This is a genomic window from Ramlibacter sp. G4-7 (assembly GCF_057784995.1).
The window spans coordinates 62,334-74,714 of record NZ_JBYNTT010000011.1 but is presented as its reverse complement, the minus strand read 5'-3'; the positions used below and the strand labels follow the sequence as shown (position 1 = coordinate 74,714).

The 12,381-nt window shown below is 71.0% G+C and carries 10 protein-coding genes; 3 read left to right on the top strand and 7 right to left on the bottom strand.

The genetic code is table 11. From position 1 onward, the window contains the following. The first annotated feature begins 25 nt into the window (after window positions 1-25). The 3 genes from AC3EGR_RS16340 to AC3EGR_RS16330 are packed head-to-tail and all read left to right on the top strand — an operon-like array spanning window position 26 to window position 3,106. A complete protein-coding gene (locus AC3EGR_RS16340; RefSeq protein WP_488547564.1) occupies window positions 26-1,402 on the top strand; it encodes a chain length determinant protein EpsF in 1,377 nt (458 codons plus the stop codon). After that, window positions 1,399-2,343 (top strand): polysaccharide biosynthesis tyrosine autokinase, encoded by a 945-nt coding sequence (locus AC3EGR_RS16335; protein WP_488547563.1) that lies wholly within the window; start codon window positions 1,399-1,401, stop codon window positions 2,341-2,343. The genes AC3EGR_RS16340 and AC3EGR_RS16335 overlap by 4 nt, the downstream gene beginning before the upstream one ends. Continuing rightward, entirely contained in the window at window positions 2,327-3,106 is a 780-nt protein-coding gene (locus AC3EGR_RS16330; RefSeq protein WP_488547562.1) for a WecB/TagA/CpsF family glycosyltransferase, read from the top strand. The genes AC3EGR_RS16335 and AC3EGR_RS16330 overlap by 17 nt, the downstream gene beginning before the upstream one ends. Before the next feature lie 145 nt (window positions 3,107-3,251). On the opposite strand, the gene AC3EGR_RS16325 is transcribed toward AC3EGR_RS16330, so the two are convergent. Genes AC3EGR_RS16325 through AC3EGR_RS16295 form a run of 7 tightly spaced genes read right to left on the bottom strand, consistent with a single transcriptional unit; the run spans window position 3,252 to window position 12,317 of the window. Further along, window positions 3,252-4,256: an NAD-dependent epimerase/dehydratase family protein gene (locus AC3EGR_RS16325; protein ID WP_488547561.1), complete on the bottom strand. Its 1,005-nt coding sequence runs from the start codon at window positions 4,254-4,256 to the stop codon at window positions 3,252-3,254. Continuing rightward, complete coding sequence (locus AC3EGR_RS16320) at window positions 4,253-5,938, bottom strand: FAD-dependent oxidoreductase (protein WP_488547560.1); 1,686 nt, start codon at window positions 5,936-5,938, stop codon at window positions 4,253-4,255. The genes AC3EGR_RS16325 and AC3EGR_RS16320 overlap by 4 nt, the downstream gene beginning before the upstream one ends. Next, entirely contained in the window at window positions 5,935-8,175 is a 2,241-nt protein-coding gene (locus AC3EGR_RS16315; protein ID WP_488547559.1) for a glycosyltransferase, read from the bottom strand. The genes AC3EGR_RS16320 and AC3EGR_RS16315 overlap by 4 nt, the downstream gene beginning before the upstream one ends. After that, complete coding sequence (locus AC3EGR_RS16310; protein WP_488547558.1) at window positions 8,172-9,128, bottom strand: glycosyltransferase family 2 protein; 957 nt, start codon at window positions 9,126-9,128, stop codon at window positions 8,172-8,174. The genes AC3EGR_RS16315 and AC3EGR_RS16310 overlap by 4 nt, the downstream gene beginning before the upstream one ends. Then, complete coding sequence (locus AC3EGR_RS16305; protein ID WP_488547557.1) at window positions 9,125-10,471, bottom strand: O-antigen ligase family protein; 1,347 nt, start codon at window positions 10,469-10,471, stop codon at window positions 9,125-9,127. Before AC3EGR_RS16305 ends, AC3EGR_RS16310 begins: the two co-directional genes overlap by 4 nt. Then, window positions 10,471-11,976, bottom strand: a complete 1,506-nt coding sequence (locus AC3EGR_RS16300) for an oligosaccharide flippase family protein (protein ID WP_488547556.1) — start codon at window positions 11,974-11,976, stop codon at window positions 10,471-10,473. Before AC3EGR_RS16300 ends, AC3EGR_RS16305 begins: the two co-directional genes overlap by 1 nt. Continuing rightward, window positions 11,976-12,317 carry a hypothetical protein gene (locus AC3EGR_RS16295; protein ID WP_488547555.1) on the bottom strand — a complete coding sequence of 114 codons (342 nt, stop codon included), beginning with the start codon at window positions 12,315-12,317 and terminating at the stop codon, window positions 11,976-11,978. The genes AC3EGR_RS16300 and AC3EGR_RS16295 overlap by 1 nt, the downstream gene beginning before the upstream one ends. Between the last annotated feature and the right edge of the window lie 64 nt (window positions 12,318-12,381).

Below are 12,381 nucleotides of genomic sequence, written 5' to 3'. Positions count from 1 at the left end.
CCAACAACCGACGCAGGGAGCACTCATGAGGCTGCATCAATTCTTCGCCATCGTGCGAGCACGGTCGCGGCTCGCCACGGCCATCTTTCTCGGCGTGCTCGCGCTCGCCGCCATCTGGCTGCTGGTGCGCACGCCGGCCTATGTCGCACGCGCCCCGGTCCTGGTGGACGTGCGCACGGACCCCGTCGGCACCACGCCGCTGCAAGGCATGGTCTCGCCCAGCTACATCGCGACACAGATCGACGTGGTCAAGAGCCGCGCGGTGGCAGAGCGCGTCGTCAAGCTGCTGCCGCCCAACGCGGAACCCATGCTGCGCCTGAAGGAGGACGCCAAGGACCGGTCGTCCCCTGACGAGTGGGTCATCAACGCACTGCAGCGCGAGCTGGAAGTGACGCCGGCCCGCGAGAGCAACATCATCCAGATCGGCTGGACCGGCCGCTCGGCGGAGGAGGCAGCGCGCGTCGCGAACGCCTACGCCGAAGCGTACCTGGACACCAACGTCGATCTGCGGACGACGCCCGCCAAGCGCTACACCGCCTGGTTCGAGCAGCAGCTGGAGCAGGCCCGCGAGCGGCTGCAGGCCGCCCAGTCCAAGCTGGCGCAGTTCCAGCAAAGCTCCGGGCTGATCTCCACCACCGGTCAGAACGACTACGAGCAGCAACGCCTGAACGACCTGTCCGCCCAGCTGCTGGCGGCACAAGGCCGGCGCACGAACCCCGTGCCGGATGCAGCAGCCGCCAGCCCGGAGGTGGGGGCCCTGCGCTCCGAAGTGGCGCGCCTGCAGGCCAAGGTGGACGAGGCGAACGAGACGCTCGGCGTCAACCATCCCAGGATGCAGCAGATGCGCGCGGAGCTGCGCTCCATGCGTGACCGGCTGGCCGAGGCATCGTCGCGCGCCGGCAGTGCGTCCGCCGTTTCGAGCCAGACGAGTGCCCAGCGCATCCGCGAGCTGCAGGCGCAAGTCGATGCCCAGAAGGCCCGCGTGCTGTCCCTGGCCCGCGACCGGGCCGGCTTCAGCGTGCTGGAGCAGGACGTGAACGCGGCGCAGAAGGCGTACGACGTGGTGGCCGCGAATGCCGCGCAGACCCGCCTGCAGAGTCTCTCGACGCAAGGCAACGTGACCTTCCTCGGGTCCGCGGCGGCGCCTCTGCGCGCCAAGGGTCCGACCGGCATCCTGACCATGGCCATCGCGGCCATCGTGGGCGGCTTGCTCGCGATCCTGGGCAGCCTGCTGGCCGAGATCGCCAACCGTCGCGTGCGGTCCCGCGAAGACCTCGAGAGCATCACCGGCCTGCCGATCCTCGGCATCGTTTCCGCCCCCGCGCCGCGTGCCAAGCTCATGCGCCTGGGCGGCGAGTCCCGTCCCCAATTGTCGTTCCAGCCCTCCAGGAGTGCAGCATGAACAGCCAGGTCTACCCTCTGCCCCAACGCTCCGAGTCCGAGGACACGCCGGTGCGCAGCGAGCAGGACTTCCAGGTCACCGTCCACGACCGGCCGCGGTCCGTCAGCCAGGCGCTGGTCGAGACCGGCCGCCTGACCGCCGACGACACGCGCGCGATCCAGGAATACCAGGCGCGCAACGGGACGAGCTTCGCCGACGCGGGCATCTCGCTGGGCCTGCTGGACATCGCGGACCTGCGGGCCGTGCACGCCGCCGAATTCGGGCAGGTGCTGCTCTCGCCGGACAGCGGCATCGCCGACGAAGTGATCGCGGCCCGCGACCCGGACGCCCCTTCGGTGGAGAACCTGCGTTCGCTGCGCACGCAGCTGATGCTGCGCTGGTTCGAGAACCACGAGGGCCAGTCCGCGCTGGCGATCGTCAGCCCCGGCTCCGGCGAAGGCCGCAGCTGGATCGCCGCGAACCTCGCCGTGCTGATCGCGCAGACCGGCAAGCGCACGCTGCTGATCGACGCGGACATGCGCAGGCCGCGGCAGCACGCGCTGTTCGGCATCTCCGACCGCAACGGCCTGTCGTCGATCCTGGCGGGCCGCGCCGGGCTGGACAGCCTGACGGAGATCCCGGGCGTGCCGGACCTGTCGGTGCTGCCCGCGGGCATCGTGCCGCCCAATCCGCAGGATCTCCTGGGCCGTCCGCTGTTCCAGCGCCTGCTCAACGCGCTGCGCACGCGCTTCGACGTGATCCTGCTGGACACGCCGGCGGCATCGTGCGGCGCCGACGCCGAAACGATCTCCGTACGTGCCGGCGGCGCACTGGTCGTTGCCTGCCGGGACGTGAGTTCGGCGCCGGCCCTCACCTCGCTGTGCCGCGACCTCGAGCAGTTCGGCGTGACGGTGACCGGCGCCGTGCTGAACGGAGCTCCCGAGCATGCCGGTAGCCACTGACCAGCACGCCTGGACGGACGAATGGAGGGAGCTGCTGACGCGGCTTTCCTCCGTCGAAGACGCGAAGCAGGAGTCCCAGCTGCTGCGCGCGCTCGCGACGCCCGCGTACCCCACGGTGCTCGGTTTCGCGAACGCGCACGCCATGAACTCGGCGGCGCGCGACACGGCCTTCTCCATGGCCCTGTCGCGCTGCGACGTGCTCCTGCGCGATGGCAGCGGCATGGCCATCCTGCTGCGCCTGCTGCACCAGGAGCCCGGCCTGAACCTGAACGGCACGGATCTCATCCCGAAGCTGATCCAGCGCTTCGGCGGGCGCACGATCGCGCTGTTCGGCACCCGCGAGCCCTACCTGGGCCGGGCGCGCAGCGAGGTCGAGGTGCGGCTCGCGCGGCACAGCCCGTGCGTCTGCGCGCACGGCTTCCTGCCCGACGAACACTACCTGCAGCTCGCGCGCCGCCACCGTCCGGCCCTGATCCTGCTGGGGATGGGCATGCCCCGCCAGGAACTGCTCGCGCAGCGCCTGCGCGCGACGCTGGACCATCCGTGCCTGATCGTCTGCGGCGGCGCGATCATCGATTTCCTCGGCGGCAAGACCGCGCGGGCGCCGCACTGGATGCGCGCGGCGGGACTCGAGTGGTGCTACCGCCTCGGCGCGGAACCGCGACGCCTGTTCCGGCGCTACGTCCTGGGCAATCCCTTGTTCCTCGGCCGGGCGTTGCGTTTCAGCCTGTCGACGCCTGCCATCGGACGAAGGACCGTCTGAGGGCACGAGCTGCCGCCGCGTGCCGGCGGCAGCTCATGGCGCGATGCATTTCGCAGGGTGTCGATGCGCGCCGAGCGCGCGACCCAGGCCGTAGGCCTTGCACCTTGGGAGCCTGGCCGGGGAGCCCCCTCCCCGGCCGGCAGGCTCACCAGCGCGCCGCGAGCGAAGCCCCGTGCCGCGGCGCGGGATGCGCCTTCACCCACCACTGCACCGCCTCTGCCAGCGCCTTGGAATAAGGCGTCCAGCGCACGCCCAGCTCCTCTTCGGCGCGCGCGCTGCACAGGCGCAGCTGCCGGCCGAACAACGCCAGCAATCCGGGCGGGAACACCTCCGGCACGCGCCGGGCGTGCTCGCCGCCGGGTCCGAAAGCGAGTTCGAGCAGCTTCAGGGGCGGTGCGGCCAGCCGCGTATCCGCCAGCAGTTGCCGGCGCCCGACCCGCGCGACCGGGACCGCCCCGATGCGCAGCGCCAGCTCGACGAAGTAGTCGTTCCAGCGCGGACTGTCGGGAGCCGCCAGGTTGTACGCCCGCATGCTTCCCTCGGCCGGCGGCTGCCGCAAGGCGGCAAGGGCGGCATTGCACACGTCGTCCACGTGGACCAGGTTGCTCCAGCCGTCCCCCGCCGCGCCCAGGTCGCCGAGGCGGTGCGACCGCAGCAGGCGCGCGATGCGGCCGACCCACAGTTCGCTGCCGGCCCCCCAGACACATCCAGGGCGCAGCACGGTCACGGAGCCACCGCCGGCGGCGAATCCCGCCATCGCGTCCTCGGCAGCGTTCTTCGCGTGGGCGTACCAGCCGATCGAGGAATCCCTGGCCGCATCCTCGGTCAGCTCTCCCTCGGCAGCGCCGTAGATCGACATGGAACTGAAATGCACGATCTTTTTGCAGCCGCTGCGACGCGCGGCTTGCGCCAGCGCCACGGCGCCACCGGAGATCGCGCCGGCGCTGCCTGCCACGCAGTTCACGACCGCGTCCACGCCGACCAGGGCCTGCTCCACGGCCTCCGCGTCCATCGCGTCCAGCCGCACGGCGCGCACGTCGTGCGGCGCACTCCTGGAGGCGGCCACGGGCGCCGCCCAGCCGCTGTCGGACAGTGCCTGGACCAGCCGCTTTCCGATGAAGCCCGAGGCTCCCAGCACCAGTACCTTCATGCCTGCACCTCCTGCTCGGACGCGATCGTGGGGGCACGCAGGCGCCCGCCCAGGTGCTTGCCCAGCCGCAGCGCCAGCGCGACCAGCGTCAACGTGGGATTGGCCTGGCTCGAGGTCGGGAACACCGAGCTGCTCGCGATGTAGAGGTTGTCCACCCCATGCACGCGGCAGTCCGCATCCACCACGCTGCTGCGCGGGTCGGCGCCCATGCGCGTGGTCCCGATGTGGTGCCCGCCGAAAGCACCGAAGCGCATCAGCTCCTCCTCGAGCGTGGCCGGGTCGTACTCCAGCCGGCCGCTGCCGGTTTGCTGCAGTTCCAGCGCGATGAGGTCCAGCATGCGGCGCACGGAGGCGATGTCCTCCGGCCCATAGCGCCAGTCGACGCGCAACCGTGGCATGCCGAGCGCATCCACCGACTCGCACAGCCCGACCCGGCTGTCGCGCCGCGGGGCCTGTTCCGCATGGATCTCCAGGCTGAAGCGGTTGGTGCGGTTGCGCAGGATCACCGACGGGAACTTGCGGTCGGCCAGCGTGCGCTTGAGCGCCCAATGCGCCAGGAAGGCCGCCGTGTCGAGCGGATCGCACAGCACGTTGCGCAGATGCTGTGCCTGCATCGCGAGGCCGCCTTCGACGCCGTCGCGCAGCCGCTTGCCGTACTCGTAGCTGATGAAATTGCGCGCGAGGAAGAGGCCCGAGAGCACGCCGTTGCGGTGCGCGGGGTCGACGATGCGCGGGAAGTGCAGGCGCGCGACCGCATTGAGCAGGCCGCAGCGGCGTTGCTCCTGCGGCGCGATCGACAGCCGGCGGCGGGAATAGATGCCGTCCGGGCTGCGCAGGTAGCCATGCTGCACTTCCGTGGTCGAGCCCGACAGCGTCAGCCGGCCCACGTTGCCGGCGATGTGGCACATGTAGTAGCGCCCGACGACGTCGTGGTCGTTGCCGACGCCCAGCGGCGCGACGTCGCGGCTCGCCAGCAGCAGCCGCGGCGTCTCCAGGCCCCCCAGGGCCAGCACGGTGCTGCGTGCCGCGACGCGGAAGCGCTTGCCGCCCAGCGTGCTCACCGACAGCTCGCGCACGGCGCGGCCGTCGGCCTGCAGCACCACGCGCGTGCAGTTCGCACCCAGCAGCACCTCGATGTCGCGCGCGACACGCAAGCGTCCTTCGTAGCGCTCGCCGAAGTGGGTGGGGCAGGAAAAGCGCTCGAGGCTGTTGGTCAGCACCACCTTGCTCACCAGCCGCCGGATCAGCGGCGAGGAAGCGAAGAGCTTGTCACCGTCGTACTCGAAGCGGCCGGCCTCGGACAGGTGATTGGCCTCCGGGTAGAAGGCGGCGATGTCCTCGTAGGCGATCGGCCAGCCGCTGTCGGGGACCCAGTCCCTCTTCTCGAAGTCGATCGGATCGTAGGGGACGCAGCGGCCGCCCCAGATGGCCGTGGAGCCGCCCAGGCGGCGCTGCCGGTACTTGTCCGGCGGGCTGTGCAGGCGCTCGTCGACCACCTCGCCGGCATACAGCGCCTGGGTGGTCGCATCCTCCTGCATGCGGCCCGATTCGAGCAGCAGGACCTGCAGCCCCTGGCCGGACAGCGACAGGGCCAGCGAAATGCCGGCGGCGCCGGCACCGACGATGCACACGTCCGGGCGCAGGCAGGCGCCGTTCTCGATCGCTTCGGCATCGGAGATCACGCGTTCACCTCCGAGCCGGCCCGTGTTGCGGAAGGCCCGGCGGACGTGCCGAACCGCAGGCCATGCACCCGTGCGATGCGGGCGAAAAACCGTGGCATGGAAAACCTCTCTTCGTAGATCGCGCGTCCGTTGGCGCTCAAGGCCCGCATCAATTGCGCATCGCCCAGCGTCGCCTGCAGCGCGGCGGCGAGCGTCTCGGGCTGCCGGGCCGGCACGAAGCGCACGTGCACCCCGTCCTCGAACACGTGCGGCAACTCGCCCACGGGCGTGCAGAGGACCGGCAGGCCGTACGCGAGCGCCTCCAGCACCACCAGGGGAAGCACCTCCTCGTGCGAAGGCAGCACCAGCACCGACGCCTCGGCCAGAAGCCGGTGCACCTTCTGCTGGTCGCACCAGCCGGCAAAGTGCGTGACCGATGCGATGCCCAGGCTGGAGGCGAGCTGCTCGTAGCGCTCGACGTCGTCGCCGCCGCCGGCAAAGGTCAGGCGCAGCGCCACGCCGTTGGCATGCGCCAGCGCCGCCGCCTGCAGGAGATCGACGATTCCCTTGGCATCGCACATCCGGCCGACGAAGAGCAGGTGGTGCGCGCCACCCGCCTCCGGCTGCGCCCGCAGCGGGGCGACGGACGGGCCGGGAACACCGTTTTCCACCACGTCGATGCGGTCCTCGGGAACGCCGAGTTCCTCCGCGATGAAGCGCCGGCCGGTCGTGCCGATGACGACCACGCTCGCCGGAAGCGAGAACATCCAGCGCGTGAGCCGCTGCGCGGCCGCCGGCAGCCGCCGGTAGAAGGTGCGCATCTCGCCGTGCAGGTGGATGATCGACGGCACGCCCAGCAGCCAGCAGGTGACCACGACCAAGCCCTTGCGCAGCAGGCTCATGCGCTCGGCCATGTTGACGTGCACGCCGGCGAGCCGGCCGCTGAGCCGCCCGCGCAGGATGCGCAGCAGGGCGAGTGCGAGGAACAGCAGCGAAGCGGCGGCGCTTCCCGCCCCGCGCGTGTCGAGCGGCCGCAGGGTGACGGCCTCGCTGCCCTGGAACGCGTGCTGGGCGGAAATGAGGTAGTCCGCGACCTTGAACATGCCGCCGCCGCCCGGGGACCACGGGCAGGCCACGTAGATGAAACGGCCCTTGGCGGCCGCCCGCGACCCGCCGGCGGGCGCTTCGGTCCCGACCGGAGCAGCTTGCGGCGTGCCCTGCGCGAGGCCCGCGCCGTGCCGGACCTCCACGCCAATGCGCTCCTGCGGCGGCGTGCGGGCGCCGAACAGGCCGCGGATCATCCCCGCGGCGTGGACGTTCCACGAGACGACGGAGTAGACCGCACGCGACACCGAGCGCTTCTTCACGCCGATGGCGAGGAAGGGAAGCAGCGCGATGCCGATCGTCGGGAGCGCGCGCCCCAGCCCGTGAAGCGGCCAAACGGCCGACGACAGCAGGACCAGCCACCAGGCAACGACCGCGACGTACAGCTTGAGTTCGCGCAGGTCGTGCCACAGCAGCGACCAGTGCGGGCGCCCGGCGGCCGCGCGCAGCAGCTCGCCCGCCGCGAACGCGTACCGGCTGCGCCACCTGCGCAGCAGCAGCTGGTACGGCGGGGCGTCGTGCCCGAAATGGGTGACCGCGTCGACGGGGATGCGCACGAGTTTCCATCCGGCGGCGCGCAGCCGGATGGCCAGGTCGAACTCCTCGTACGCATGGAGGTTGCGATCCGACAGCCAGCCCGCCTGCAGCACGGCCTCGCGCCGGTACAGCCCGCCCCCGTCCAGGCGGTCCACCTCGCCCGGCGCCAGGTGCGCCGCGTTGCGCAGCGCGCGTTCGCGGTACTCCATGCAATGCAGGTTCATCTCCACGATGCGGCCGCCGACGCCGGCGACGTCCCGGTGCGCATCGAGGAAGTCCAGCGCGGCACCCAGGAATCCCGGGCGCAGCTGCATGTCCGCGTCCATCACGTAGACGTATTCGCCCAGCGCGTGCTGGAAGCCGATCTGCGGCCCGATGCCGCAGCTGCGCTCTTTGCCGTCCAGCAGCCGCACGATGCGCACCGGATAGGCGGACGCGATCTCGGCCGTGCGGTCCGTGGAGTGCCCGTCGGCGAGGATCACCTCCCCTCCGACTTCGGCCACGGCGGCCAGGCTGCTGCGCAGCGCCTCCTCGATGCGCCTTTCCTCGTTGTAGGCCTTGATGATCACGGAGACCCGGCAGCGGGTCGGCGTGTTCGAACGCGGCACTTCGCTCATTCGGCCGCCCCCTGGTGCGAATAGACCCCGCTGGCCGATAGCCGCCAGCTCTGCCAGCGATGGGCGACCCCACCGGGCAGCAGCAGCATGAGGGCGCTCAGCATCCAGCGTTTGCCGAAGGCCGCATACCGCGCGCGCCACAGCGAGCGCCGCGCGCCGGCACGCTCGCCGGCCGCCAGCAGCTCGCGCGCGAGCGTGATCTCCTGCTGCGCGACGAACCACAGCGCGGAGTGGCGCTGGCCGGCCGGCAATTCGCCCGCGAGCGCCCGCTGGCGCATCCGGCCCAGGAAAGGAGCAAGCTCGGTGCGCCGCGGGGAGGACAGCGAACCGGCCACGGCCGTGCGGTAGGCCGCCAGTTGCGCGTGCACGAGCGCCACGGGGCTGGTTTCGGCGACCCGGAACCACAGGTCCAGGTCTTCCCCGAAGGACTCGCCAGGGCGGAAACAGGGTTGCATCTCCCGCAGGCGCTGCGCGCGGATGGCCACGGTGCCGGTGAAGAAAGGAATGTCCTTCATCCAGCGGCGGCGCAGGTCCTCCACCACTTCGATCGGGTGGACAGCCGCGACGGCCCAGGGCCGCGGCTCGTCCATGCCCTGGATGCAGCGAAAGCCCGCGGCGAGCATGTCCGCCTGCGGCACGCTGGCATGCGCCTGGGCCCAGTTGCGCAGCAGGTCGGGATGGTGCCAGTCGTCGGCGTCCAGGAAGCCGATCCAGTCGCCGCGCGCCAGGGCGATGCCGTGGTTGCGCGCCTGCGAGACGCCGGCATTGGGCTGGCGCACCAGCCGCACGCGGCTGTCGGCGATGGCCGCGACGCGCGCCGGGCCGTCGTCGGTCGAGCCATCGTCGACCACGATCACCTCCAGCGGGGCGAGCGACTGCGCCAGGACGGAGCGCACCGCGCCCTCGACCAGGTCGGCCTTGTTGAACAGCGGAATGACGATGGAGAAGTTCATGCGGGGGTGCCGATGGACGCCCGTGCCGGCCGCACCCGTGGCTCGCGTTGCCGCCGCGCGACCGCCGCCAGCGTGATGATCAGGAGCAGGTGCGCGAACAGCTCCATGCCGTAGCCGAAGATCAGCAGCGGCACCTCGCTGATGCTGCGCAGCGCGATCACCACGAACAGCGCCAGGCTCAGTCCGCCGGTGGCGCGGGCCGTGGACAGGGCCAGGCCGAGCAGCACCAGCGCGTAGATCACGAGCGCCGTCGCCCCGACCGCGCCGGACCGCGCCAGCGTGTCGTAGAACTGGTTGTGCGCGCTGGTCGCGTTGGGCATCTGGATGCTGGTGCGGAACGCGTCGTCCCAGAGCCCCGGGCCATAGCCGAAGACGGGGTTGGCCTGCCATTCCTCCCTGGCGATCTCCCAGATGCGGTCGCGGCCCGTCATCGACAGCAACTGCGCGCCCTCCTGCGTCGAGGAGAAGTCAGCCGCCTTGTCGCCCAGGTCGGCGAACAGCAGCACGCCCGCCAGCGCGGCGACCGAGAGGATGGCGACCGTGCAGACCACGATGCCGAAGTCCTGCTGCTTCGGGTCCGTCATGCGGCGCCACACGCCCGGCAGCGTGCGCACCGCGAACATGACCAGCACGCACAGCAGGAAGGCGACCCAGGAGGTCTTGGACTGGGCGAAGAACAAGGTCGCCAGACCGATGCCCCAGGCCGCGACGTTGAGCCAGCGCCGGCGGAACGGGAAGGCCCACAGGCACAGCAGGAAGATCTCGCTGAAGATGCCCATGGCCACCGGGTGCGGCGCCAGCCCGCCGTAGCGGGGCACGCCGGGCAGCACGCCCTGGGTATAGCTCGAGTCGAGCACCATCTCGGGATAGGCGACCACGAGCACGGCGCTGGCGAGCAGGAAGGCGAGCAGGGACGTCCGCACCCACTCCACCACGCGGGTCAGTTCCTGCGGTTGCGCGAGCGCCGCGGTCGTGCCGAGCAGCAGGGAATAGAAGTAATCGTGCTGCAGGCGCGGGTGCGCACCGAACAGCGCCGGCGAGCCCACGGTGCCCAGCCAGAAGACGATGTACGCGACCGCCAGCACGGGCGAGCCGCCCGTGCGGTCGCCGGCGTACCACGCATAGATCCGCTGCAGGCAGATCCCGATCAGCACGACCGACACCAGCCGCTGCAGCCATTCGGCGATCGGGTGGATGACCATCGGTCCGCGGGCGAGGTCCTCGAAGTTCTGCGACAACACGCGCCCGGACAACAGGATGGTCACGGCGACCACCATCAGCATCGCGGGAAGCACCCAGTGCAGCAGGGAGGGGAATTCGTGGTTGCGTGTGCGCATGGTCATCAGCTCGCTCCCGTTACGGCCCCGGCGGCCAGAGGGGAAGGGGGTTTGGCAAGGAAGGGGAGGATCCGCGAAAGCATGGCGAGTGCATCCCGGCCGAGCCACCGGGGCGCGAGCAGCAGGACCAGCGGCGCCGCAAGCGCGCCCATCGCCGCGCCTGCGAGCAGGCGTGCCAGCGGCGCAGCGTATTCACCGGCCAGGTGCTGTCCCGCCAGGACAGCGGTGCCGCACAGCAGGGCGAGCGAGGCTCCCCTGAGCAGGGCGACACCCACGCCGGTCCAGCGGATCTGCAGCCTGCGAAGCACCGCGATCACCATGACCGCGGCGCGCAGGAACATCACCAGCACCGAGACGGCAGCCACGGCGCGTACGCCCTCGTGGGAGGCCCAGAACCACGCCAGGGCCGCCACGGCGAGCACGGGCAGCTGCAGCAGGCATTCGGAGGACTTGCGCTGCGCGTTCCACAGCACAGGCGTGGAGATGCCCCAGCTCGCCCACGCAGGCACGCACAGGAACAGCGCGCCGAGCACCCAGCCGGCCTGGCCCCACGCCGGGCCGTAGACAAAGGCGACGAGATCGTTCGAGAGCAATGCGGCCGCGACGGCCACAGGCGTGGCGAGCACCAGGACCGCCGCCATCGCGGTCGACCATGCTGCGCCCAGCCGGCCGGGGTCGTCCTGCAGCTTCGCGCCCGTGGACAGCAACGTGGGCTGCAGCGCGCCCACCAGCAGCGTGTTCGGGATGGAGGCGACGTTGTACGCCAGGTTGTACACGCCGACGGCGTGCGCGTTGAGCACGCGGCCGATCACGACCCGGTCCAGGTTCATCAGCAACCAGTTGACGATGTTCGTGAAGAAGACGATCCGGCCCGTCGCCAGGGTGTCGGAGCCCGCGTGCCTCAGCAGCGGCCGCATCGGATGGCGCCGCACCGCACAGGTGGCGACCAGTGCGACGGCAGCCTGCACGATCGCAGCGGCGCCGAGCGCGAACACGCCGTAGCCCAGCCATGCGAGCGCGACCCCCACGACGAGGTAGCCCGTCGCGTAGCTGCCGATCTGGATGAACCCGAGGCTGCGGAAGTCCAGGTCGCGTTGCAGCAGGCACGTGGCCGTGGCGCCCGCGGCGGTCAACGCGCTGGCGATCGCCAGCAGCTGCACGACCTCGGTCACCCGTGCATCCGCAAAGAAGCGCGCCACCAGCGGTGCCGTGAGCCACATCGCCACGGCACAAGCCACGCCGGCCAGCAGCTGCCACGTGAAGGAGAACCGGATGTCCTCGTCCGTCACCTTGGGCAGCAACATGAGGTTCCAGCTGAAACTCGCGCCCGACAGGAAGGCTACGAAAGTCAGCACGGTCATGCCGATGCCGTAGACGCCGTACACCTCCGGACCGAGCAGGCGTGCGAGGGCGATCTGGGAACCCAACTGCAAGCAGAAGCGTGCGAACGTCGTGGCGACGCTCCACTTGACCGCACGCTCCGCCGATCGCGACAGTTGGTCGTCTTGCATCAGTTCACGGCGGCCAGTCGGCGCAGCACGATCACGAGCATGACGCCCAGGCCGGCGAGCACCATCGCCAGCCGCGAGCCGTGGGGCGGTGCGTCGGGCACCGCCGCGCCCCCAGCGCGCGGTGCGCCCATGACCTGCGTGGGGTTGGCGTGCACGGACGCGGGCATCATGACGGGCCCGGGCTGGGCCGTTGCCGCGTTGAGGGGCGCTTGCGCGGCGGCCGAGGAGATCAGCTCCGCGGCCGGGCTGGACTGGGGCGGCACCAATGCCGCGGCCGGGCAACCGGCCGACGCCAACTGGGCGGCAGCGCAAAGCACCAGGGTGATTAGCAAGTTGCGCATCTGACTCTCTGTGCGTTGAAGGGGGAAGGAATGAACCGATTCTGAGGCAGCACTTGAGCCTCGG